A 24110-nucleotide genomic window follows, 5' to 3' on the forward strand; every position below is an offset into this window, starting at 1 on the left:
ATGGATATCGCCGAACTTGGCTTTAAGGTCGATTCGAGCGGCCTGGTCGAAAGCACCAGAGCGCTGGACCAGAACGCCGCCGCAGCCGACAAGGCCAGCGGATCGGCAGACCGGCTGGAGCGCTACTTCCAGTCCATGTCGCGCTCGATCGACCGCTCTGCGGTTGTGCTGGGCGACCGCCTGGGCGGCGCGCTGGATCGCATCGGCGCCGGTACCGGCACGGTCATTGCCGAGCTGCAGGGCATGAACCGCGCCCAGGCCGAGATCGTCAGCGCGCTGGTAGCGATGGAGAGCAGGCTGACCGGTACCGCTGCCGGCCTGCAGGCGTACAGCGCTGCGGGCAAGGACGCCGCCGCCGGTGCCACGGCAACCGCCAGCGCATCGGAGAAGCTGGAGCGTCAGCTGGCCGAGCAGGAGGCGCGCTATCGCAGCGTTGCGCAGCAGGCCATGGCGTATGCGCAGGCGCAGAGCACGGCCAACGTGTCGGACCGTGCACTGGCAGAGGCGGCGCGGGATTCGGCTGCCGGCATCGATCACCAGGCGGCGGCACTGGCCCGCGCTGGCACCGAGCAGGAGCGCATGGTCGCGCGGGCACGCGCACTGCAGGAGGCTGAGGCACGCACCACCAATCAGGCCAGGGAGGCGGCGCGTGCGGCAGAGGTGCAGGAGCTCAACCTCAAGCGCCTGCTCGCGCAGATCGATCCCACCGTGGCCGGCCTCAATCGCCTGGCCGAGATGGAGGAGCGGCTGGAGCGCGCCGGCGACCTCGGCCTCATCAAGCCGCAGGTGATGCAGCAGTACCAGGCGCAGATCGAGGCGAGCCGGCAGGCGCTGCTGAAGTCGAAGAACACCACCGAGCAGTACGGCATGACCGCGCGCCAGACCGCGGCGGCCATGCGCATGATCCCGGCGCAGATGACGGACATCGTCACCAGCATCGTGAGCGGGCAGCCGATCTGGATGGTGGCGATCCAGCAGGGCGGCCAGCTGAAGGACCAGCTCGGCGGCATCGGCCCCGCGGCGAAGGCCGTGTCCTCGTATGTGTTGGGCATGGTCAACCCGCTGACGCTATCCGCAGCAGGCGCGGTCGCGCTGGCGGTCGCGCTGAAGCAGAGCCAGGACGAGCTGTTCGACTTCCAGAAGAACCTGATCCTCACCGGTCGCAATGCGGATATCAGCGGCACGCAGTTCCGCGGCCTGGTGTCGGACCTGGACAAGCTCGCCGGTGTGACGCGCGGCGGCGCTGTGGACGCGCTCACCGCCGTTGCTGCATCCGGCCAGTTCGCCGGCAAGCAGTTCCTGATGGTCGCCGAGGCGGCTGCCCGCATGGAGTCATCCACCGGCCAGGCCAGCAGCAAGACCGTCGAGGCGTTCCAGCGTATCGCGCGTGATCCTGTGGATGCGTTGGTCGAGCTCAATAAGCAGGAGGGCTTCCTAACCGCGGCGCAGCTGCTGCGCATCCGCACGCTGCAGGATGAGGGCAACGAGCAGCAGGCTGTTGCTGAAGCGCTGCAGATCTACTACGAGCGCTCGATCAATGTCGCCAATCAGGCCGAGGCAGCAATGCCGAGCCTCGTAAAATGGTGGCGTGATGTAAAGGACGAGGTTGGTGGCGCGTGGGGCGAGGTGATGACCTTCAGCACGGAGCTGGAGAAGTTGGGCGGGAGGCTCAAGAACCTGCTCCCAGCGTCTGGCCTGCAGTTCGACATGCTCGCCACGCTTGCGTCGCCAAAGGCTCAGATGCAGCGCCTGAACTCATTGATCAGCGGAGGCCGCATGCCCACGCCGGTTTTCGAGGTGGAGGTAAATGGAGGCAAAGCGATTGAAGATCTGGCAAAGGTCTACCAAGAGCAGGATGTAGCGGCCAAGGCAGCATCGGAGGCGCTCACCACGCGATTGGCTGGGCTCGACCGTGAATCGGCCAAGCTCGCTGCCCGCAACAAGATCATTGAGCTTTACAACAAGCTGGAAGGCGCGCGCGATGCGAAGGGCAACCCCGATTCGCGGTTGTCCGACGGCTCCATGCAACGCCTCATCGCGCAATCCAACGCGCAGATCGATAAGCAGTTCAACCAGCGTGAGGGCATCGGAAGAAAGGACACGTCGTTCGCGACGCTGATCAATCAGATCAACCAGCAGACGGCTGCGATAGATGCTCAGGCGTTGTCGACGGACAAGCTGACTGCAGCAGAGAAGTTTGCCGAAAGGACACGGGCTGGGGATACGTACCGGAAAGCCACGAGGGCCGAAAAGGACCTGGTCGACGCGAAACTTGCTCACTTGGTGACGCAGGAGAAGATCAACGACGAATCGCTCCGCACTCAGCGCGAGCTGGCAGCGCAGGCAGCTCTCACCGAGCGACTAAAACAGCTTGAGAAGCAGCGACAGGAGCAGTCCAATGTCGATCTCATGGGCATCGGCCGCGGCGCCGACGCCACCCAAATGCTGCAGCGTCAGTTGGAGATTCAGCGCGAGTACTTGCGCGAGCGGGAGAAGCTCGAAAAGGCACAGCTGGACAAGAACACTGCGCTAAGCCCCGGTGCGTACAACTCCCAAATCGCGGAACTGGATGGGAGTCTCGCGCGCTCGCTCGACATTGAGCGCGAATACCAGCAGCAGCGCATGCAGTTGCTCGGTGATTGGCGCAGTGGCTTCACCCGCGTGTGGGAGGACTACGTCTTCGCCGCGCAGAACGCATCGGAGCAGGCGGGGTCGTTCTTCGCCAACAGCCTGAGTTCGTGGGAGGACGCCTTTGTGCAGTTTGCGCAAACCGGCAAGTTCTCTTTCAGCAGCCTGGTGGACTCGATGATTGCCGACCTCGCGCGCTATGCCGCGAAGCAGGCAGCGGTCGGTCTTCTCGGCACCGTCATGGGCGGGCTGACTGGCGGCGGTGCAGGTGGATCGTGGACCGGTACTTCGGCAGGCGCCGGCAGCAACCTCAACTTCGGCAGCAATGCCGGGTCGTTTGCCGGCGGTGGCTGGATGAGCTTCGGCGGCGGCCGCGCGAATGGTGGTCCGGTTGCGCCGCGCTCGCTGTACGAGGTGGGCGAAGGCGGGGATCCGGAGCTGTTCCAGCAGGGAGGCCGCAGCTACCTGATTCCGGGGAACCGCGGCCAGGTGGTGCCGGCAGCGCCGATGGCTTCGGGAGGCGGCAGCTCTGCGAGCCCCGAGACAAAGATCGAGATCAACAATTACGGAGGTGGGCAGGTGCAGACGCGAGAGCAGCGGACAACGACGCCTGACGGCAGAGAGCTACGGAAACTCGTCGTCGACATCATCGCTGATGACATGGGAAGCGGTGGACGAACGGCCGTCGCTGCGAAGTCTCGGTTCGGACTTAGGGAGCAGCGCTGATGGCCAGTCTCCCCGTAGGGGTGCGGCTGCTTGCGACCGATCTCGGCGAAGAGCCAGATCCGTCCGTGCAGCGCACCGAGATGGAACGTGGGCCGGCCAAGCAGGCAATCATCAACACGCGCGTCATGGTGGACCTGCCGGTCACCATGGTGTTCCTGACGGCCGAATCGATGACCGCGTTCGACGACTTCTACTTCGACGAAATCGGCCGTGTCGGCTACTTCGACATGGTGCACCCGCGGACGCGTAAGCAGATCTCGGCACGCTTCAAGGGTGGTGCCGTTGGCCGCCTGCAGTCCGCCAACGCCGAGTTCACCCAGGGCACGCGTCAGGCTGTTCTGGAGTTCCGCCGATGAGCAATTTCCTTGAACGCCGGCAGCGCGTGACGGATCCGGACGGGCCGCTGGAGCTGCTGGAGATGACGGCGCCATCCATGGGCGCCGTGTTGCGCATCGCCAACGACACGGAGGATTGGGTAAGCAATGGCAACACGTATATGGGGTATCCATTCCGCTTTGCGCCGCCGGCCGAATCAGCTGGCGAGACGCCTCGGGCGCAGCTCGAGGTGGACAACGTGGGCCGCGGCATCACCGACGATCTGGAGCGCGTGCAGCCCAATGAGGTAGTGATGTGCCGCGTCCTGATCACCGACCGTACCCAGCCCGACGTTATTGCTCGGCGGTTCTACCTGCCAATGACGAGGGTGCGTGCTGCCGGCCCGCTGATCACCGCGCAGATCGGCGCGGACTTCTTCATGCGGCAGCAAGCAGTGAAGCTCCGCGCCAACCCGCACACGCTGCCGGGGATTTTCTGATGCGCGCCAGCGAGGTTGAGCGGTTCCTCAACATCCCGTACGACGCCGACAGCTACGACTGCGCAGACCTCGTGGTGCAGGTACAGCGTGAGCTGTTCGGTCGCGAGGTGCAGATGCCGGCGCGGCGCCCGCGCGGTGCCGCCGGGCAGGCGGCCCTTGGCGAGCTGTCGCGCTCCTATGCGGTGCCGACAGCTGCACCGGTCGACGGCGACATGGTGCTGATGTTCGACAAGGGCCAGAGCCGGCCTGGGCACGTCGGCATCTTCTTCTACCTGGCCCATGAGGGTTGGGTGCTTCACACAACCAGCGCGCTCGGCAGCAGCTGGCTGCATCGGGCGCGCGAGCTGCCGGACTTCGGCGCAAGGATCGAGGGGTATTACACATGGGTCTGATGACCACGCCTGCGAATGATGGCCAGCTGGTTCTGACGCCGCACCCGGTTACCCTGGAAGGGCAGCGCCATATTGCGATGGACCTTCAGCCGGGCGAGCGCCTGTGCGAGTTCCTGCACCGGCACGTAATTGACCTGGACCAGGGCGACTGGTCGGTGTCGATTGGCGGGCGCGTCGTGCCGCGGCACCTATGGGCCTATGTCTTTCCGAAGGATGGCCAGGTCATCGAGGTGCGCGGCGCGGTCGGCAGAAGCGCGCTGTACATCGTGGCGATGGTTGCGCTGACCTATTTCACCTTCGGTATCGCCGGTGCGGGCGGTGCCGTGGCGGGCGCCTGGGGCGGCTTAGCCGCGTCTGCGGTTTTCGTGGCCGGCTCGCTGGTGATCAACAAGGTGCTGGGTCCGAAGGTCGAGAGTCCGACCGGCCCGAGTACCGCCGGCACGGTTTACAGCCTGGCAGCGCCGCGCAACCGTCTGCGCCCCAATGAGCCGGTGGGCCTGCTGTTCGGCCGCATGCTGATCGCCCCCGACTTCGCCAGCAAGCCCTACACCTTCTACGAGGGCGACGATCAGTACATCGGCATGGTGCTCACGCCGGGCATCGGCGTTGGCCGCGTGGGCGCCTTCACCAATGCAGGCACGCAGCTGTCCAGCTATGAGGGCGTGAGCGTTTACCACTCCGGCTATAGCCAGATGCCGGATGAAACCATCCCGCTTTACAGCAATGTGGACACCACCGACGGCGGCGAGCTACCGGATACGGCCGACTTCGTCACCCGCACCACCAGCGCCGACACCGTGCGCATCCAGATCAACCTGGAGTACGTGCTGGGCGGCGTGGGCACCTCGGGCAAGACCTACAACGTCTCCGAAACCGTGCAGGTCCAATACGCGCCGGCCGGCACCGGCATCTGGGCCACGCTGGTCACGCAGACGTTCACCGGCGACAAGCTGGACGTCAGCAAGCGCGCCACGGTGTCGGCGGATGTGGCCAAGGGCCAGTACGACGTGCGCGTGCGCATCCTGGGGCAGGGCAACTACGAGGGCGACAACACCCAGCGCAACGACTTCCAGTGGTCGACGATGGGCAGCGTGCAGGCGGACACCGCTACCTATGCCGGCTTGGCGCGCACCGGCATCTTGATGAAGGCCACCGGCCAGCTCAATGGCCAGCCCGATGAGTTGCTGGCCGAGCACATCGCCGAGCCGATCCCGGTTTGGCGCGATGGCAGCTGGGTGGCGGAAGAGTCAAGCAACCCAGGCGCGCACATCCTCAAGTACGTGCGCGGCTATTACGACCATAACGGCAAGCTCATCGCCGGCATGGGCAAGAGCGACGAGGAGATCGACATCGAGTCGCTACAGGGCTTCATGGGTCACTGCGAGGCGAACGGCTACACCTACGACTACTTGCTCACCGAAGAGCGCAACCACGACGAGGTGCTGCAGGCGATCGCTCTGGTTGGCATGGGCCAGACGACTTGGGCCGGCGGTCGCCTTTCGGTGGTGTGGGCAGCGGACGAGCAGCCGCTCTCCGGCGTGGTCAACATGGCCGAGATGAAGAAGGGCAGCTTCAGCGTGGACTACACGCTGGCCAGCTCTGCCGACGGGATCGAGTACAGCTACTTCGACAGCACGACCAAGAAGGTCGAAATGCTGCGCGTGCCGGCACCTGGCATCAAGGTCGAAGATATGCTCAGCCCTGCGCGGCTCACCGGTGAGGGCATCAGTCGAGAGGCACATGCGGCCGAGATGGCGCGCTACCACCTCGCGCAGAGCCTGTTCCAGTACAAGGACATCGGCTTCGCCCAGGATCTGCAGTACCTGTCCTATCGCCGCATGTCGATGCTATCGATCTCGCACGATCTCACGCAGTGGGGCTTCGGCGGGCGCATCGTCGCGGCAGAGCGGAGCGCGCTGCTGGGCACGGTCACGCTGACGCTGGACGAGCCAGTGCCACCGCCGGACGCGCGCAGCGCTTTCATCGGCCTGCGTATTCCGGGCGAGGCGGTCTACCGTACGTTCCGCGTGCGGGGCTTTACCGAACCAACCGACACCATCCAACTGGTCGAGGAATGGCCGGAAGATGCGCCGCTGCCTGGCGAAGCCTATGCGGACTCGATGGTAAAGAGTGGCTGGCAGGACAATCCCGCACACGACACGATCTGGATCTACGACTTCAAGGCCACGCCGGGCCTGCGCGCGCGCGTGGTGGTGATCCAGCCGGAGAGCGATCTCAAGGGCGCGAGCATCAACGTAGTACCGGAATCGAAAGAGTTCTGGATTTTCGTCAAGACCGGCCAGTACATCCGGCCGGAGAGCGGCTCGTCGCTGGCCACGCGTCCTATCCTCAGCAACCTGGCGATCAATGAGGACCAGATCACCACCGGTGACGTCACGGCGACGGACCTGGTGGCCACCTTCGATATCACCGGCCCCTTCGATCACGCGGTGGTCTATGCCTCGGCGTCAGACGGCAACGGCGAGCTGCAGGAAGTGGCGCAGACGCGCACCCGCACGGCGCGGTGGCGGATCCCGCGCGCCGGCACCTACACGATCAACGTGCGCCCGTTCGGCCCGGAGGGCCAGATGGGTATCGGTGCCTCGCTGATCTTCACGACCATCGGCGCCGACGCACCGCCGGTCAATTACGACCTGTTCGACGTGGAGGAGATCTCTGGCGGCATCCGGCGCTACACCTGGGGCTTCTGGAACGACACCATCCGCTCCGCCAACCTTGCCGGCGCGGAGATCCGCTATGCCCAGGCACCGGAGCAGGGCGCGCCGGTGCCAGCGTGGGATGCCATGACGCCGGTTGGTGACGGCGGCTACCACACCGGTGCGTTCGACTCGCCCATCCCGGCCTCGGGCAAGTGGACGTTCGCCATCCGCGCCCGTAACACCAACGGCACGCTGTCGGTGGCGGCCAAGTACGTCACCAAGTCGCTCGGCAAGAACCTGGGCGAGCTGCAGGAGGAAATGAGGCAGGCGATCGACCAGACCACCGAAGAGGTCCGGCAGGGCTTCCTGGAAGCTGCGGCGCGCGACCGCCAGATCGCCGAGGCCGCCCTGGCGGCAGCCAACAAGGCACGTGAGGACGCGATCGCACATGCGGACGCGCTCAATGCCACCCTGGGCGACCTGGTCAACGCTGACGAATGGAACGCGGCCTCGCAGTATCCGAAGGGCGACTTCGTGCGTCACGACGGGCGGCTGTACCGGGCGCGGGTGCCAAACTCCGGCGTAGTGCCAGCGGGCAACGACGCCATGTGGCAGAACGTCGGCAACTACGCGAGCGCGGGCGAGGCCATGGCCGCCGCAGTCGATATGGCAACGCAGACGGCGAACGACCTGGCGGCCGAGGTCACCCGGCTATCAGCGGTGTATGCCCGGCTACCTGCGGGCGACGGGCAGCTGGCTCCATCCGCATGGGTTTCTGAGGGATTCGCGGCACTGACCAACGCCGACACTGCGCTAGGCCGGCGCGTCGGAACTGTAGAGGCCCGCATGCCTGCCGGTAACGGCGCCCTGGAGACGGCGGCAAGAGTCACGGCAGTGGATGAGGCGGCGGTCCGACGCAATGAGGCGATGGCGCAGCGGGTCGGCGTGGTAGAGGGGCGCATGCCGGCCGGAAGCGGCGGGCTTGCGACCTCCGCGAGCGTCACTTCTGTGGAGCAGGCCAGTGTTACCCGTGACCAGGCGCTGGGGCAGCGGATCGACTCAACCAACGCCGCGGTTGCTGGCAAAGCAGAGACCGCGGCGCTCAACGCGCTGAGCTCGCAGGTGCAGCAGGTGGGCAATCAGGCCAACGCCACCAGCACCGCAGTCACGGCCGTGGTGGCGAAGACCAACATCAACGCCAACATGCTGAAGAATCCCACCTTTGCCCGAGGGTCTTCCAGCTGGGTGCTACCTGCGGGAGCGGTCCTGTTCAATAACGCGTTGAACGGTCCCTATCTGGTGATGCCTGCCACGTCTGGCGGGGCCGCGGCAGAGCAGTTTGTAAACGACACGCCGGCCGGCATCTACACATTGTCCGGAGACATCCTAAAAACCAACGGCAATGGGGTTGCGAGACTGGAGATTGGCGCCTACAACGCGTCGGGCTTGATCGGAGCCGTGTCTGTTGCTGCCGATTCTGGCAGCTGGCTTGTCTGGAAAAGATTTCAAATAAGCGTGAACGCACCTTCGGGCACGACTCGGCTATTGGTGCGGCTGATCGTCGAAGGAACACCGGGTCCAACGTACTTCAGGCAGCTCAAGGTGGAGCCGGGGCTGGTCGCTACGTTGTGGACCGATGACACCTCTGTCTTGGAGCAGGCGTCCGTCACGCAATCGTTGGAAGCACGGATGACGGTCAACGAAAACGGGTTCGCGAGCTACTCCGCTTCTTACACGTTGGCACTGGACGTAAACAACCGCGTGGCCGGCTGGCGCTCCTTGAACAATGGAACAAGTGCCACCCTGGATTTCGCATTCGACAAAGTGAGATTTGTCGGTGTGGACGCCGGGCAGGGACGTAGTGAGATCGTCAACGGCAAGATTTACTGCTATGCGCCCAACGGCGTACAGGTGATCGCCCTGGGACCAGGCGTATGACGACGTTTCTGCGCGTTCGAGATGAGGTGACCAATGCGGTGTTGCTGGAAGTGACGGACCAGCCCGACTCGGATCTGCTTACGCAGCACATGGGAGCGATCGGCATCGCCAGCGGGTCCAATGGATCGGTGGCGGTGCCAATTACCGGCAGTGCGAACCAGCTGTATTACTGGTTTGTCGCCGATAGCGGCTCGGGCACCACGTTGCTGCCGGTCCTCAGCGACAACGGGAATGCGATCCGCTGGAGTTCCCCCGACTCGGCGAACCAGCCGCGCGCCGGCGGAACGTTGTACTACGGGAGGTTTTGATGGCATTCGCGCGGATCAACGCCGGCCCAAATCGCGTTGCGATCTCGGAGGATTGGAAGAATTTGGCGCTAGCATCGAAGCAGACGATCAACCCAACAGGCTCCGGCGTTTTGAAGACATGGAGCCTGACGATCGGCGGCACCAATCCGGTGCTCGCATTTCTCGGCGAGAACAACGCCGCGCTGATGCAACGGACGCAGAGCGGCAGCAACTTCACCTTTACGGGCTTCACGACTGGCGGAAGTTTTACAGCGTACGTCTTCGACGAGCCCACTTTCGGGCGGCGCGACTACCTTGTCATTCGCAATCCAGCGAACAATCAGGTCGTTTTCGACGCGACTCTCAAATACATGCGGGTGCGCGGACTACTGCAGGGCAATGCCAACCAAGGTGGTTCAATCACGCTGCCGGCGGGACGCACGTATGCGTCGCTTGCCGGATCAGCAGGCAACGCCATCGTGGCCGCCGGTGGTGTTGTCGGCGGTGGGCCGCAATGGTTAGTGAGCGTCGTGTGGCGAAGGGGGGTGGTCAATATCAACGCCAACGTTGCCAGCATTAGTGCGATCAACACGGGTGAATTTTCACAGACTGGCGCGAATGGCACCCCATTCCCTGCTCCTGGCCAATACGGCCAGGCCTGGGTACGCGCTCCCATCCTCGACGTCACTGGATACTGAAATGGTCATCAACGAGAACACAACCTTCGGCACACAGACCCGGATCGTGTCGCCGCGCATCGAGATCCGGTGGGACCCGACCACCAATGACGGACCTGTCGAGTTCCACCTCGAGCAGATGACCACCAAGCCACACCCCGACGGCTGGACCCAGACGCTGGAGCGTTTCTTCCTGCTCGTGCTGACCGTGCAGATCAGCGACCTGATTGGCCGCAGCTACGACATCACCGCACCAGCAACGACCGAGCCAGACCCGGCGACAGGCGAATTGATCAAGGTGCCCGGCGACACGGTGACCGAACCCGGCGTGCATCTGCTGCTGGGCATCAAGGCGGCCACGCGCGCCGCCTACGATTCCAACGTCGCCGCGCCTGACGCAGATGCTGACCCGATTGCGCGGCAGATCACCATCGTCTGGAACCCGACCAACGACACCGGCACCGTTACGTTTCAGGTCGAAGACCGCGGCACCGCCTTGGGCGTGCTGGCGGCGCCTATCGCCGACCTGATCGCGCCGACATATGCCATCCGTTACCCGGACGCCGCGACCACTCAGCAGCTTCAGGGGTGGAAGCTGCAGGAGCTGATTAAGGCGGCAACCAACCGTGCAATCGCCGCCAGCCTGTCCGCCATCGATGCGGCAGCGGCGTGAGGCGAATCAGAAGCCGGAGGCCGCAACCTCGCGGACGCCGCTACGGTCCTGGAACTTGATGCTCCAGGGAGTGACCAGGTAGCCGGGGCGGAACCGGTTGGCGATCGAGAAATGATCGGCGCGCGCATCCTTGGCGATGCCGTTGACCAGGACGTATGGGGCCGCCGTCTTCGGGACCTCGCACCAATCCTGCCGCCCATCGGTCTTGAGCGTCAGGCTATACGGCCCCGCGCCCAGGATCTCGCCGCAGACAACTGACCTGTTGCTCACCGAGGCTGCGCAGGCGCGCGGCGCGATCCGAGTGACGAAGGCGTCCAGCGTCTCGCCGGTGACCGACGTCTCCTGATACAGCTGGGCGGCGTGGCCGAACTGGCTGGGTTCGCCGGCGGCGGCAGGAAGGGCGACGCCAAGAAGCGCCGCGGCGGCGGTGATCAGCAGTGCGTGCATTGGGTTCTCCGAATGTGCTGCGCCGGTCGCTGCCGGCGGCGCGAGGTCATCTCGGCGCAACGCCAAGATGCTTGGCCCGCACATGCAAAAAAACGTTCATTTGAGCTATGCCTGCACGCCGCGCGCGGTCGGAGAAATCCGACGCGGCTGTGGGGGCCACGCCGATGTCGGAAATCCGACATCGCTGCCAATATGCAGCTGCCGGACCCGGGACCGCTGGTCGCTCAACCCGGGGGCGCCTGAGCAGCGCCCAGCCGGCACCCTAGACGTAACCCTCAAGCTCGTCGTGTGTAAGTACGCCCAGACGATGACCCCAGGATGTGACCAACTCGACGATCACGGCCGCCTCGCCAGGGAAGGCAAACAGCAGCTCCGCCTCGAACTGGTTGAGGACTTCAAGCGGTTCGGACGTGGCCGCCAGGCGCTGCTGCAGCTGTTCGAAAAGGCTGGGGGTGGTGGTGTCCATGCCAGCAGTCTACGGCCACCCGTCTCATGCCCTGAGACGGTGCTGCCGATACTGCAGGCATGGACAGATCCGAGCTTCGAACCCACCTCGACAACCTGGACGCGGCCGTCCCGTCATTGCTAGCTAACAGCCCCGACCGTTGCCACTTCTGGCAAGCGTTCGCCGGCATGGCGGACATCGTCGGCGACGGCGCCGTCACGGGGGAGGATGCCCAATTCGTCTCCCGGCGGCTCGATGAGATCCTGGCCTGGCATGGCCTGGAGAACAGCGACCGCGACTGCTGAGGGTCCGCCATGTGCTACTCCGCTGAGATCCAGGCCGACTACCGAAAGCTGGTGCGCAACTTCGGGGCGATCATGTCGATCGAGGAGTTTTCCAAGCTGTGGCTGCGGCAGGGTGAGGCGGAGAAGCGGCCCAAGACCCCGAAGGCAATGGACGATGCATTTCGCGCGGGCGGGGAGGGCGGCGTGGCCGCGATCGCCGCAGAGCTTGCCGTATGGGACGCCGAGGACAGTCAGGCCCTGGAGCAGGAACTGTTCAAGCAGGCCCGACGCCTGGCAGATGCAGAGCGGGTGCTGGCCAGCGCCAAGCCGACCAAGAAGGCGGCGAACGACCAGCGCATCGCCACGACCAAGATCGAGCAGATCAAGGGCCGCATCGCTGACCTGCAGCGGACCGAACCGAAGGCGCGGGATTACCGCATCTTCCCCGGCTACTACGCGCCGGTGATCATCTCCGAGGGCGGCCAGCGCGTCATCAAGCCGATGCGCTACCAGTGCCGTCCGGCCGGGAAGCCGCCGATCTACGACACGAAATACCCGGGTACCTACAATGCCCGCCGGGACAGCCTTCAGGGGTTCTGGCGCGAGCAGTTCGGCTACACCCACGGCCTGCTGGTTGTCGGCCGCTTCTACGAGAACGTGGAAGGGCCGGACGGCAAGAATCGCGTGGTGCAGTTCCAACCCAGCGATCGCGAGCCGATGCTGGTGGCCTGCCTATGGTCGCGCTGGACGGATCCGAGCGGCGAGCAGCCTGATCTGCTGAGCTTCGCCGCGATCACCGACGAGCCGGAGCCCGAGGTGGCCGCTGTGGGGCACGACCGGACCATCATCAACATCAAGCCCGAGCACGTCGACGCCTGGCTCAACCCGGATCCCGCCAACCTTCAGGCATTGCAGGCCATCTTCGACGACAAGCGGCATCCGTTCTATGAGCATCGGCTCGCCGCATGACCCATCCACAACCACAACAGGAATAGCGGGCTATGCCGTCACGATCTGCACACCGCGCAGCTTTACAGCGCTCCAAAGAGCCCAGCGTCATTGCTCCCGAAGGCCTAACGCTGCCGGATCTGCCTGCTGGCATGAACTGGCACAATCCGATCGTCGGCCATGAAATCGATAGGGACGACTGGGAAATACTGCGCGTGGGTCCGGGAGGTGCAGATGTCCTCGCAAGAGTTAGGCGCAACGGCGCGGGTGACGCCGATGTGTCGCTGAAGACCGTGGGAAGCCCAGTGATTCTGCCAGCGGTTAAGCTGCCGATCGCTCAGGCTTTCGAGGTGGCGGCCGAGTTTGCGTGCGACTCATCCAATTAGTTCGCCCGGCCCGAGCGCGCAACAGGCAGCTGGAAGCCGTCACGATACCTTCTAGCAAACGTGCGGATGCTGACGTTTGTGAGTTTGGACCAGTTCAGTGGCCAAGCGACACGACCGCGGGGCACGGGCCGAGCTTGCGTTGTCTGTGTAATCGACTATACATAGCAGACGGTCTCGAAGGTACTTATGGCAAACGAAAATCTCATCCCTGATGATCCGGCTGCATATCACATTACGGATATCGAGAACCTGCCCGCCATCATTCAGACCGGCGCGCTGTACTCGGATGGATATCTGGCTCGCAACGGTCACGAGCCTACTGTGGTTGGATACTCGCACATCAAGCAAAGGCGGCTTGAGGTATGTAGAGTGAGCTGTGCTCAAGGTCAGGCCTTCGTGGGAGAGTTCGTGCCGTTCTACTACTGCCCAAGGTCAGTGATGCTGTACACCATAAACAAAGGAAAAACAGGGCGTCCTGAAGGTTGTCAAGAGACTATTTTGCATCTTGTGACTAGAAGCTCTGCTCTCATGAACCTTGGACGGGAATGGGCTATTAGCGACGGGAATGCTTCAGCTGCTCATGCATTGTTTTACAATAGCAAAGCTGGCTTTAAGCAGCTAAATTGGGCAGCGATAAAGGCGACCTCTTGGAGTGGGCAGCAACACCAAAAGGCAGCTGAATTTTTAGTTAGAGATCTGGTGCCGTGGGAAGCGTTTATAGGTATAGGTTGTCAAAACAAATCGATAGCATCGAAGGTTGGAAAAATCATAGAAGTTGGTCGGCATTCTCATCGGCCTGAAGTTAAAGTTCTTCCGAATTGGTATTACTAATGATTACAATCGCGACAGGCAACCTCCTAAAGGCAAACGTTGATGCGCTTGTCAATACCGTCAACACGGAAGGAGTGATGGGCAAGGGCATTGCTCTTCAATTCAAGCGCGCGTATCCAAAAATGTATGATCATTACAGGGCGGCTTGCGACTTGGGTCAAATGCAGCTCGGTAAAATGCAAGTTGTCGAACTTGGCGAGTTGGGCGGCGGGCCGCGATTTGTCATTAATTTCCCAACGAAAAAACACTGGAAATCGAAGAGCAAGATCGAGGACATCAAGAATGGCCTTGTAGATTTGGTGGACGTGATTAGGCGCTACGAATTGAAATCTATCGCCGTTCCGCCGCTCGGATGTGGATATGGCGGGCTGGCATGGAGCGATGTTCGCCCCTTGATAGAGCGCGCCTTGGGGCATCTTGAAAACGTTCGTGTTGAGCTCTTTTCTCCAGATGGGGCTCCTCCTGCAGAAGACATGCCGAACCGTACTATCAAGAAGCCGCTTACGCCAGGTGGTGCTGCGGTAGTGGCTCTAGTCGACAAATATAGATCAGCTTTGCTGGACCCGATGGTGCGTCTGGTAGAAGTGCATAAACTGATGTACTTTCTTGAGCAAGCTGGTGAGCCATTGAGGCTCAAATATACGAAAGGAACGTACGGCCCCTATTCCAATAATCTACGCTTTGTCCTCAATAAGCTTGAAGGGCACTATCTTCAAGGATTTGGGGATGGTGATGAAACTCCGCTAAAGCAAATAGAATTGATTCCCGGCTCTGCGGAGGAGGCCTCCAGTTTTCTCTCTGGTAGGTTGGCTACCGAAGAAAGAATGGAAAGGGTGGCTGCATTGATAGAGGGCTATGAAGACCCTTTTGGTCTTGAGTTGCTGGGCTCGGTGCACTGGGTCATGATGCAATCGCCTCTTGCTGCTGAGTCGGCCGAGGTGGCTGTTAAAGAGGTTTGGTCTTGGAATAATAGAAAAGCTCGCCTTATGAAGACTGAGCATATTGAGCGTGCTTGGGAAAGGCTTAAGCATTTTAAATGGGATACAGAGGCTGCAAGCGTCGTTCATTGAAAGATGGGTGCGGGTAGGTGGTGCGTGAGGTGGCAGCGAGAGGCCACCAAAGATGCTACGCACCTTTCATCGGCTGAAATCCCGCCCAGCATGATTGGTGCTGCCGACTTGGTTAATGCGTAATTCGTCAAGGTAGTCAGCCCATCGCTGCATCATGCGCACACGTTCGGTCAGATGGGTGGTGCGGTTGTAGGCGCGGCCATTGGGATCCTTCACCGCATGCGCTAACTGGTGCTCGATGATGTCCGGCCGAAAGCCCAGGATCTCGTCAAGGATCGTGCGGGCCGTAGCGCGGAAGCCGTGGCCGGTCACCGTGCCCACCTCGTAGCCCATGCGGCGCAGAGCTGCGTTCACCGCGTTGTCTGACATCGGCCGCAGCTTCGTCCTGGTGCTGGGGAAAAGGTAGCGGCCGGCGCCGGTGAGCCGCTGCAGGTCAGCCAGGACAGTCAGCGCCTGGCGTGAGAGCGGCACGACGTGCGGCTGCCGCATCTTCATCTTCTCGGCGGGGATGTTCCACCGGGCGGCCTCAATGTCGAATTCCGACCACTCGGCCTGCCGTAGCTCGCCAGGACGAACGAACAGCAGCGGAGCGAGCACCAGCGCGCAGCGCGTGACATGGCTGCCCTTGTAGCCGTCCATGGCGCTTAGGAGCGGCCCCAGCTCGTCCGGATCGGTCACTGCCGGCAGATGGCGCTCGGGCGTTGGCTTCAGCGCGCCCCGCAGGTCAGCGACGGGGTTGCGGCTGGCGCGCCCGGTGGCGATGGCGTAGCGCATGACCTGGCCGCAGTTCTGCATGATCCGATGCGCCGACTCGAAGGCGCCGCGCTTCTCGATACGCCTGGCCACCGCCAGGAACTCGGGGGCATCCAGTTCCGCCGCCGGCCGCGCGCCGATGTACGGGAACACGTCGTTCGTGAACCATCCGACGACCTTCACGCGGTACCCATCCACCCAATTGCGCTTGTCCAGCCACTCGTTGGCGATCACCTCGAAGGTGTTGGCACCGAGCACTGCGCGCGCAGCGGCGGCAGCTTTCTTGTGCTCGCCTGGGTCGATACCTCGGGCCAGCAGCTGGCGCGCCTCATCGCGGCGCTGCCGAGCGAGAGCCAGTGGAATCTCGGGATAGACACCGACAGCCAACAGCTTCTCTCTGCCTGCGAACCGGTACTTCCAGCGCCAGTAGCGCCCACCGTTCACGGCGACCATCAGATACAGGCCGCCGCCATCTGAGAGCTTCTGCGGTCGGTCGGAGGGCTTGGCGCGGCGTATTGCGAGGTCGGTCAGGGGCATTGGGGGTATCAAGGTCAGCCGAATGGCGAGATACCCCAATATGTACCCCCAACGTCGCAGGGCCTGATACGTTCACGTACGCACTGCGTCGCACATGAAAAAGGCCGAGAACCCTTGTTTTACGGGGGTTCCCGGCCTTTCCAGGACCTCATCGGTCCACTCATTGGTGGAGGTGGGCGGAATCGAACCGCCGTCCGGAAGCACTCCATCCCCAGCACTACATGCTTAGCCCTCCGTTAGATCTCATTCCCAGGCAGCACGGTTGGCAAAGCGCACCTGGAAACCAGCCTGCTTTATCTAACCGGTAGCTGACAGGCAGCCACTACCGATGGTTCCGTGATAATGACCCTACACCTACGAGCACGGGCACAAGTAGGTTCGGGGGTTCGCCTTAGGCGGCTGTAGAACTACAACTAAAGCCAATTAAGCGGCGATAGCGAAGTCCGAACCGTAGTTGTCATCGTTGGCAACTAAAAGTTTGCTGCTGGATTAACGAGGAAAGCTGCCCCCTCGGCATGCGCCAAGCGACTTCGCGACCCCCGTCGAAACCAGTGCACCCCCGGGGAAAGCATCAAAACGCTGACCTGATCAGTGTAGGGATCGGGGCGCCCTGTCACAAGTGGTGAGACGTGCGGCGCTTACAGTGGCTTCAGTCCTATCGGACGGAATGGTCTGGTAATCAAGGAGAGAGCGATGGCGACAGGCAAGCCCCCCCGTTCGCGGCAGGCACGTAGCGTCCCCCGCAAGCGCGCACCAGGTGTCGACGCAGCCAAGCCTCGGCGCGCAGCCACGGCCCCGCAGCAGCAGGCGCAGGACACCACGCTGACACGCGTGCAGGGCAAGGCGCGCACGGTGATCTATATCCACGGCATCGGCAACAAGCCGCCGGCCGAGGTGTTGCGCTGTCAGTGGGACAAGGCGTTGTTCGGGCGGCCGATGGGCGAGCGCACGCGCCTGGCGTATTGGGTCAATCGCGAGCGCTATCCGGTTGCCGAACCCGGCAATTGCGATGCGCGCGATGTCGGCCCGGCACTCAATCAGAGCGTGCAGCGCGCCCTGAGCACGCTTGGGCTGGTGCCAGGCGAGCAGGACCTGCATCTGCTCGCCGACGCCCTGGCGCAGAGCGAGCAGGAGCGCAGCGATCTGCATCGGTTGCTGGACGAGCTGGACGCCGCGCCCGCCATGCCGGCAGCCGGCGAGGTGCAGGCCAAAGGTCCGATCGATGCAATCAACCGCGTGCTGCTGCGGCTGATCTCCGCCGCACTGCTGCAGGACGTGCACGATTTGTTCTTCGTGCCCGAGCGTGCAGCGTTGATGCGCGACAGCCTGATGCAGCGCCTGCGCTCGGGGGGCGGGCCGTTCGTGGTGGTCGCGCACAGCCAAGGGTCAATGATCGCTTTCGACGTGCTGCGTCAGCTCCAGGCTGCCGAGTGCGAGGTCAGCCTGTTCCTGACGTTGGGCTCGCCCCTGGGCCTGCCGCAGGTGCGCAGCATGTTCAAGCGCTGGACCGGCACGCGCAAGCTGCCGTTTCCTCCGTGCGTGCGGCGCTGGATCAACGTCGCCGATACGCGCGATCCGATCGCGCTGGATCCGGATCTCAGCGACGACATCGCCAATGCCAAGGGACGGTTCGAAAACCTCTCAGGCGCGCGCTTGAACCCGGACTGGCAGCACAACGCGCATTCGGGTTCGGGCTACCTGTCGATCCCGCAGGTGCGTGCGGCGGTGCGCGAGGCGGTGGGCGTCGGGTTCGATCAACCGGTCTCCAATGCCGTGCTGATCAAGGATCTCAGCGAGCAACTGGAAGCGCATGGCGCCGAGTACCGGCACGAGGTGCTCATCGAGCTGGATCGGCGGGTGTCGGGCGATGATCCGGCCGGCACGCGTGCGCTGCTGCTGGCGCAACTGCGCCAGGCCGCTGCAGGCACCACCGGCTTGAGCGGCGAAGCGCTGGACGAGGCGATCGCGCTGGAAGATGGCCTGCAGCGGTTTGTGTCGGCACGGCTGACGCGGTTCGAGATCGAATCGCTGCAGGACCGCTACCGGGCATTGGGATTCCGGCGCATGTGGCGCGATGCCGGCAAGCGCGCGTTGATCAACGTGTCCGGCAACGTCCTGCATGCCGATGCGGCGCGTACCGCGTATCGCGCACGCGGCCAGCAGATCGGCTGGGCAGTGCTGGACACCGGTATCGCGGCCAGTCATCCGCATTTCTTCGCAAAGGGCGAGCGCGACACGGTGGTGGCGCAATGGGATTGCACGCGCCGCGGCGCAGCCAAGCGACTGACACGCGCTGACGGCGATGCCTTCGCCCGGCTGGATCGGCACGGGCACGGCACGCATATCGCCGGGATCATCGCCGGCCAGAGCCGCGCGGTGATTGCCGACGCGCAGGGCAACCCGGGCAAGCCGCTGGAGTTCGCCGGCATGGCGCCGGACACCCAGCTCTACGGTTTCAAGGTGCTGGACGACGCCGGCAACGGCCGCGATTCGTGGATGATCAAGGCGGTGCAGCAGGTGGCGGCAATCAACGAGCGCGCCGGCGAGCTGGTCATCCACGGCGTCAATCTGAGCCTTGGCGGTTACTTCGATCCGGAGAGCTATGGCTGCGGTTTTACGCCGCTGTGCAACGAGCTGCGGCGGCTATGGCGGCAAGGCGTGCTGGTGGTGGTGGCCGCCGGCAACGAGGGCCTGGCGTGGTTGATGGGCAACGACGGCGATGCGTATCCGGCCAACATGGATCTGTCGATCAGCGACCCGGGCAATCTGGAAGACGCCATCGTGGTCGGCTCGGTGCACAAAAGCAGCCCGCACAACTACGGCGTGTCGTATTTTTCCTCGCGCGGACCGACCGCCGATGGTCGCGGCAAGCCGGACGTCGTGGCGCCGGGCGAAAAGATCCTGTCGGCCTATTACGACTTCGACCCGGACGACCCGGCGAGCCTGATGGTGGAGATGAGCGGCACCAGCATGGCCGCACCGCACGTCTCCGGCGTGCTGGCCGGATTCCTCTCCGCACGCCGCGAGTTCATCGGCTTCCCGGACCGGGTCAAGCAACTGATGCTGGACACCTGCACCGACCTGCAGCGCGATCGCTATGTGCAGGGCAGGGGGGTGCCGAATTTGATGCGGATGCTTGGGGCGACGTGAGGAATCGGGAGTGGGGAATCGGGAATCGTAAAAGCGCGATGCTTCTCACGGATCCAGCAATGCCCGCGTCTTTAACTAACGTGAGGTCAACGCAGCTGAGATCAACGCAGTGAGCCTGCCCAGCTCTTGCGATTCTCTATTCCCGATTCCCCACTCACGCGTCGCGGTTATGCCGCCGCATCACGCGCTGCTTGTCGCGCTGCCAGTCGCGATCCTTGGCGGCGTCGCGCTTGTCGTGGTTCTGCTTGCCCTTGGCCAGTGCGATTTCCAGCTTGACCTTGTTGTTGCTCCAGTACAGCGCGGTGGGCACCAGGGTGTAGCCGTCGCGTTCGACGCTGCTCAACACCTTGTCGATCTCCCGGCGGTGCAGCAGCAGCTTGCGGTCGCGGCGTTCCACCGGCACGGTGTGGCTGGAGGCCTGGATCAGCGGGGTGATCTGCGCGCCGATCAGGAAGATCTCGCCTGAACGCACGTAGGCGTAGCCGTCGATGATGTTGGCGCGACCGGCGCGGATCGCCTTGACTTCCCAGCCCTGCAGCGCCAAGCCGGCTTCGTAGCGCTCTTCCAGGTGGTATTCGTAGCGCGCACGCTTGTTCAGCGCGATGGTTTTCGTGGCCGTCGCGCCGTTTGCTTTATCCTTGGCTGGTTTCTTGCTCATGCCGCTATTGTCGCCGATTCGGCGTCATCAAACGATCTTCTGTCTTTCACAAGTTAGCGAATGCCTACCATCCGTCGCAGCGCCCTGGTCGAACACAGCGCCACCCGCATGTTCGACCTGGTCAATGATGTTGCCGCCTATCCGCGCCGTTTCGGCTGGTGCGATGCTGCGCAGGTGCTTGAACAGGACCAGGCGCACATCGTTGCGCGGCTGGATCTGGGGCTGGGATCGTTCCGCACCTGGTTCACCACCGAAAACATGCTCGAACGCCCCGAGCGCATCGTCATGCATCTGCGCGACGGGCCGTTCAAGCGGCTGGAAGGCCTGTGGGAATTCCAGCCGCTGGGCGAGAACGCCTGCAAGGTCAGCCTGACCCTGGAAGTGGAAACCAGCTCGCGGCTGTTGGGTCCGGCGCTGGCGCTGGGCTTTCAGGGCCTGGCCGACCGCATGGTCAACGATTTCGTGCGGGTCGCCGATCGCGGCGACACCTGAGCATGCGCGTCGACGTCGTGCTGGCCTGGCCGGACCGCTGCAGTTCGGTGTCGCTGGACCTGGCCGAGGGCGCCACCGTGGCCGAGGCGATTGCCGCGTCCGGTCTGGCACCGGACCGACCGCCCGCGGCGCAGGCGATCCATGGGCTGATTGCGCGCGCGGATCAGGTGCTGCGCGACGGCGATCGGGTCGAACTGCTCAGGCCGCTGCTGCTGGATCCGAAGGACGCGCGGCGTCGCCGTGCCGGACCGAGCAAAAAAACCGGTCCCAGCAAGTAGCGGCTTGTCAGGACCGCGATGCATGTGCGCGTGATAGCGAACTGTTCCGGTAGCAGGTCAGCAGCGTGAACGCACCCGACGGCCTGGACCGGCGCAGGGTGATGCAAAACATCTGACTGAAAGCCCCAGCTATCGACAGCTGCCTCGGCACCGTCGTCCGCGATCAACCACGTCGTTTCGACCAGGCAAATAAAAAACGCATCCGTTCAAAGGGATGCGTTTTCTGATCTGACCGACACTCAGGCGACCGCAAGACCGCCGAGCAGGCGCATCAACGGCCGCGCTGCTTCTTCTTGTCGCGGGCCAGATTGCGGCCGAACTGCTTGGGCGCCGACTTGGCCAGCTGCTCGTCCTGCGACGGGAAATAATCGCCTTCCCAACGCACGACCTGCTCGTTTTCGAAGAACACCGTGAAGTTCTTGATCTCGGTACGCGCCAGACGGTCCACGCGCTGTGTGGAGGTGTAGTCCCAGCGCTGCGAATGAAACGGGTCGGGAATCGAGGGGGTACCCAGCAACGCGCTGACCTGCTGCTTGCTCTGGCCTATCTGCAGTTGCTCCACGGCATTCTGTTTGATCAGATTGCCCTGGTAGATCGGCTGCTTGTAGATGATGCCGCAGCCAGCGGTGGAAAGAGTAACGGCGGCGACCAGCAGGAGATTACGCATCGGGGATTAAGTGCTGAGGAAATCACGCCGATGATACACTCCCGCCGGTCGCCGCGACCCGTTTGATGGCAGCTGGCGCTAAATCGCCAATGAACGGAGAACATATGGAAACCCACGACCTGCGCAAAGTCGGGCTCAAGGTGACCCATCCGCGGATGCGGATCCTGGAATTGCTCGAGCAGAAGAGCAACCAGCACCACCTCAGCGCAGAAGACATCTATCGGCAGCTGCTCGATCATGGCGACGAAATCGGTCTGGCCACGGTGTATCGGGTGCTGACCCAGTTCGAGGCTGCCGGCCTGGTGCTGAAGCACAATTTCGAAGGCGGCCAGGCGGTCTATGAGCTGGATCGCGGCGGCCATCACGACCATATGGTGGACGTGGACACCGGCCACGTGATCGAGTTCGAGAGCGAAGAGATCGAGGCCTTGCAGCGTCAGATCGCCGCCCAGCATGGCTACGAGCTGGAAGAGCACTCGCTGGTGCTGTACGTGCGCAAGAAGCGCCCGCGCTGACGGAAAGCCAGCGGCATTGCGGTAACGACAAGGCGGCTTCGGCCGCCTTGTGCGTTTGCAGCCATCGGCTGCCCGGCCACGCCGAGCTCTGCCGGCGCCACGCCGGTCGGCTCAGGCGCTCTGCAGCAGCTTGCGTGCCGCCGCGCGGGCTTCCTTGCTGACTTCCACCCCGCCCAGCATGCGCGCCAGTTCTTCCTGGCGGGCCTGCGGGCCGAGCAGTTCGACCGCGCTCTGGGTCATGCCGTCCACCGGCGCCTTGCTGACCCGATAGTGCGCATGGCCCTTGGCGGCCACCTGCGGCAAGTGGGTCACGCAAAGCACCTGGCGCTCTTCGCCCAGGGCGCGCAGCTTCTGCCCGACGATGTCCGCCACCGCGCCGCCGATGCCGGAATCGACCTCGTCGAAGACCATGGTCGGCACGCTGTCCAGACCGAGGGCTGCGACCTCGATGGCCAGTGAAATCCGCGACAGCTCGCCGCCGGAGGCGACCTTGCGCAATGCGCGGGGTGGCTGCCCGGCATTGGCGGCGACCAGGAATTCCACCCGCTCGGCGCCATTGGGATCCGGGCGCAGGGTGTCCTGCGGCTGCAGCTGGATCAGGAACTGCCCGCCGCCCATGCCCAGCTCGCCGATCAGCGTGGTGGTGGCGGCCGACAGGGCCTCGGCAGCGGCCGTGCGGCTGGCGCTGAGGGTGCTGGCTGCACTGCGCCAGACGCCGATTGCCGCCTCGATGTGCTTGTCCAGCTGCTGCAGGCGCTCGTCGGCGCCGCGCAGGCTTTCCACTTCCAGGCTCATGCGCTCGCGCTGGGCGGCCAGTTCGTCCGGGGTGACGCGATGCTTGCGCGCCAGATCGTGCAGGCGGCCGAGCCGGCGCTCCATCGCCTCGAACTGGGCCGGGTCGGCCTCCAGGTCGTCGCGCACGCGGTCGAGCAGGGCCAGCGCCTCTTCGATCTGGATGACCGCGCTGTCCAGCAGCGCATCGACCTCGCCCAGGCGTGGCTCGTGCTCGGCCACGCGCGCCAGGTCGTGGCGGCTGTCCTGCAGCAGGCCCAGCGCGCAGGCGCCGTCGTCGCCATTGAGCTGCAGGGCCACGCTGTCGCAGGCGCCGATCAAGGCGGTGGCATGCGCCTGGCGGCGGTGATTGACGTCCAGCGCGGCGATCGCGGCCGGGTCCAGGTCCTCGCGTTCCAGTTCGCCGAGCTGGTGTTCCAGAAAGCCGATGCGGTCGGAGACATCGCCTTGCGCGGACAGCGCGTCGCGCTCGTCCAGCAGGGCCTGCCAGCGCTGGCTGGCCTGGCGCACCTGCTCGCGCTGCGCGCCGTTGCGGGCATAGGCGTCGAGCAGGGCGAGCTGGCTGTGGCGGGCCATCAGGGCCTGGTGTTCGTGCTGGCCATGGATCTCCACCAGCCGCGAAGCCAGTTCCGCCAGTTGCGAGGAGGTCACCGGGCGGCCGTTGATCCAGGCACGCGAGCCGCCATCAGCACGGATGACCCGGCGCAGCTGGCACTGCGCATCGTCGTCGAGTTCGTTGTCCGACAGCCAGGTCAGGCCCGGGTGCTGGGCCGGCAGCTGGAATTCGGCCGACAGTTCGGCGCGGTCGGCGCCGTGGCGGACCACGCCGCTGTCGGCGCGCAGCCCGGACAGAAAGCCCAGTGCGTCCACCATCAGCGACTTGCCGGCGCCGGTTTCGCCGGAAACCACGGTCATGCCCGGCCCGAATTCCAGTTCGGTGGCGCGGACGACGGCGAAATCCTTGATGGAGAGGTGTCTGAGCATGGGGTCGAGTGTGAACGCTTTGGGGAAGCTTAGGGTGGGAGCGGCGGGCAGGGAATAAGACGCTTGCCAACCGCAGGG

23 protein-coding genes and 1 other RNA gene are annotated in these 24110 nt (G+C 63.8%); 17 read left to right on the top strand and 7 right to left on the bottom strand.

Features of this window, described 5'->3' with window-relative positions; genetic code table 11:
* The 8 genes from EO139_RS01275 to EO139_RS01310 are packed head-to-tail and all read left to right on the top strand — an operon-like array spanning window position 1 to window position 10795.
* Window positions 1-3354 (top strand): phage tail tape measure protein, encoded by a 3354-nt coding sequence (locus EO139_RS01275; protein WP_126969066.1) that lies wholly within the window; start codon window positions 1-3, stop codon window positions 3352-3354.
* Window positions 3354-3710, top strand: coding sequence for a hypothetical protein (locus EO139_RS01280; protein ID WP_126969067.1), 357 nt, complete (start codon window positions 3354-3356; stop codon window positions 3708-3710). Before EO139_RS01275 ends, EO139_RS01280 begins: the two co-directional genes overlap by 1 nt.
* Window positions 3707-4168: a DUF1833 family protein gene (locus tag EO139_RS01285; RefSeq protein ID WP_126969068.1), complete on the top strand. Its 462-nt coding sequence runs from the start codon at window positions 3707-3709 to the stop codon at window positions 4166-4168. Before EO139_RS01280 ends, EO139_RS01285 begins: the two co-directional genes overlap by 4 nt.
* Window positions 4168-4560 (top strand): peptidoglycan endopeptidase, encoded by a 393-nt coding sequence (locus EO139_RS01290; protein ID WP_126969069.1) that lies wholly within the window; start codon window positions 4168-4170, stop codon window positions 4558-4560. The genes EO139_RS01285 and EO139_RS01290 overlap by 1 nt, the downstream gene beginning before the upstream one ends.
* Window positions 4551-9158 (top strand): host specificity factor TipJ family phage tail protein, encoded by a 4608-nt coding sequence (locus EO139_RS01295; RefSeq protein ID WP_241235887.1) that lies wholly within the window; start codon window positions 4551-4553, stop codon window positions 9156-9158. The genes EO139_RS01290 and EO139_RS01295 overlap by 10 nt, the downstream gene beginning before the upstream one ends.
* Window positions 9155-9466: a hypothetical protein gene (locus EO139_RS01300; RefSeq protein ID WP_126969070.1), complete on the top strand. Its 312-nt coding sequence runs from the start codon at window positions 9155-9157 to the stop codon at window positions 9464-9466. Before EO139_RS01295 ends, EO139_RS01300 begins: the two co-directional genes overlap by 4 nt.
* Complete coding sequence (locus tag EO139_RS01305; RefSeq protein WP_126969071.1) at window positions 9466-10143, top strand: hypothetical protein; 678 nt, start codon at window positions 9466-9468, stop codon at window positions 10141-10143. Before EO139_RS01300 ends, EO139_RS01305 begins: the two co-directional genes overlap by 1 nt.
* Before the next feature lies 1 nt (window position 10144).
* On the top strand, window positions 10145-10795 hold the full coding sequence (locus tag EO139_RS01310; protein WP_126969072.1) for a hypothetical protein: 651 nt from the start codon (window positions 10145-10147) through the stop codon (window positions 10793-10795).
* A 6-nt stretch (window positions 10796-10801) separates the two neighbouring features.
* On the opposite strand, the gene EO139_RS01315 is transcribed toward EO139_RS01310, so the two are convergent.
* Entirely contained in the window at window positions 10802-11242 is a 441-nt protein-coding gene (locus tag EO139_RS01315; RefSeq protein WP_126969073.1) for a hypothetical protein, read from the bottom strand.
* Between the two features lie 262 nt (window positions 11243-11504).
* Window positions 11505-11708, bottom strand: a complete 204-nt coding sequence (locus tag EO139_RS01320) for a hypothetical protein (protein ID WP_123137206.1) — start codon at window positions 11706-11708, stop codon at window positions 11505-11507.
* 59 nt (window positions 11709-11767) lie between these two features.
* On the opposite strand from EO139_RS01320, the gene EO139_RS01325 reads away from it, so the two are divergent.
* The 5 genes from EO139_RS01325 to EO139_RS01345 all read left to right on the top strand — a co-directional run bounded on the left by EO139_RS01325 (window position 11768) and on the right by EO139_RS01345 (window position 15206).
* Entirely contained in the window at window positions 11768-11992 is a 225-nt protein-coding gene (locus EO139_RS01325; RefSeq protein ID WP_126969074.1) for a hypothetical protein, read from the top strand.
* A 9-nt stretch (window positions 11993-12001) separates the two neighbouring features.
* Entirely contained in the window at window positions 12002-12940 is a 939-nt protein-coding gene (locus EO139_RS01330) for an SOS response-associated peptidase family protein (protein WP_126969075.1), read from the top strand.
* A gap of 131 nt (window positions 12941-13071) precedes the next feature.
* Complete coding sequence (locus EO139_RS01335; RefSeq protein WP_126969100.1) at window positions 13072-13305, top strand: hypothetical protein; 234 nt, start codon at window positions 13072-13074, stop codon at window positions 13303-13305.
* 186 nt (window positions 13306-13491) lie between these two features.
* Window positions 13492-14136, top strand: a complete 645-nt coding sequence (locus EO139_RS01340; RefSeq protein WP_126969076.1) for a DUF4433 domain-containing protein — start codon at window positions 13492-13494, stop codon at window positions 14134-14136.
* A complete protein-coding gene (locus EO139_RS01345; protein WP_126969077.1) occupies window positions 14136-15206 on the top strand; it encodes a macro domain-containing protein in 1071 nt (356 codons plus the stop codon). The genes EO139_RS01340 and EO139_RS01345 overlap by 1 nt, the downstream gene beginning before the upstream one ends.
* Before the next feature lie 66 nt (window positions 15207-15272).
* Here EO139_RS01345 and EO139_RS01350 read toward each other — a convergent pair whose 3' ends face one another.
* Together EO139_RS01350 and ssrA are read right to left on the bottom strand one after the other, a co-directional pair.
* Complete coding sequence (locus EO139_RS01350) at window positions 15273-16556, bottom strand: integrase arm-type DNA-binding domain-containing protein (protein WP_126969078.1); 1284 nt, start codon at window positions 16554-16556, stop codon at window positions 15273-15275.
* A 104-nt stretch (window positions 16557-16660) separates the two neighbouring features.
* Window positions 16661-17057: a transfer-messenger RNA gene (gene ssrA, locus EO139_RS01355) on the bottom strand.
* Between the two features lie 132 nt (window positions 17058-17189).
* On the opposite strand from ssrA, the gene EO139_RS01360 reads away from it, so the two are divergent.
* Window positions 17190-19646 carry a S8 family peptidase gene (locus EO139_RS01360; protein ID WP_126969079.1) on the top strand — a complete coding sequence of 819 codons (2457 nt, stop codon included), beginning with the start codon at window positions 17190-17192 and terminating at the stop codon, window positions 19644-19646.
* 154 nt (window positions 19647-19800) lie between these two features.
* On the opposite strand, the gene smpB is transcribed toward EO139_RS01360, so the two are convergent.
* Window positions 19801-20304 carry an SsrA-binding protein SmpB gene (gene smpB / locus EO139_RS01365; protein ID WP_039520446.1) on the bottom strand — a complete coding sequence of 168 codons (504 nt, stop codon included), beginning with the start codon at window positions 20302-20304 and terminating at the stop codon, window positions 19801-19803.
* Window positions 20305-20364: 60 nt separating this feature from the next.
* On the opposite strand from smpB, the gene EO139_RS01370 reads away from it, so the two are divergent.
* Together EO139_RS01370 and EO139_RS01375 are read left to right on the top strand one after the other, a co-directional pair.
* Window positions 20365-20796 carry a type II toxin-antitoxin system RatA family toxin gene (locus EO139_RS01370; protein WP_126969080.1) on the top strand — a complete coding sequence of 144 codons (432 nt, stop codon included), beginning with the start codon at window positions 20365-20367 and terminating at the stop codon, window positions 20794-20796.
* 2 nt (window positions 20797-20798) lie between these two features.
* Window positions 20799-21074 (top strand): RnfH family protein, encoded by a 276-nt coding sequence (locus tag EO139_RS01375; RefSeq protein WP_104583339.1) that lies wholly within the window; start codon window positions 20799-20801, stop codon window positions 21072-21074.
* Window positions 21075-21345: 271 nt separating this feature from the next.
* On the opposite strand, the gene bamE is transcribed toward EO139_RS01375, so the two are convergent.
* Complete coding sequence (bamE, locus tag EO139_RS01380; RefSeq protein WP_126969081.1) at window positions 21346-21741, bottom strand: outer membrane protein assembly factor BamE; 396 nt, start codon at window positions 21739-21741, stop codon at window positions 21346-21348.
* Between the two features lie 104 nt (window positions 21742-21845).
* On the opposite strand from bamE, the gene fur reads away from it, so the two are divergent.
* Entirely contained in the window at window positions 21846-22256 is a 411-nt protein-coding gene (gene fur / locus EO139_RS01385; RefSeq protein ID WP_016901564.1) for a ferric iron uptake transcriptional regulator, read from the top strand.
* Window positions 22257-22367: 111 nt separating this feature from the next.
* Here the strand turns inward: fur and recN are convergent, their stop codons facing one another.
* The gene (gene recN, locus EO139_RS01390; protein ID WP_126969082.1) at window positions 22368-24032 is read right to left on the bottom strand and encodes a DNA repair protein RecN; all 1665 of its coding nucleotides are present in this window, start codon (window positions 24030-24032) and stop codon (window positions 22368-22370) included.
* Between the last annotated feature and the right edge of the window lie 78 nt (window positions 24033-24110).

Source organism: Xanthomonas sp. BRIP62411, from assembly GCF_003993525.1.
Lineage (GTDB): Bacteria > Pseudomonadota > Gammaproteobacteria > Xanthomonadales > Xanthomonadaceae > Xanthomonas > Xanthomonas euroxanthea.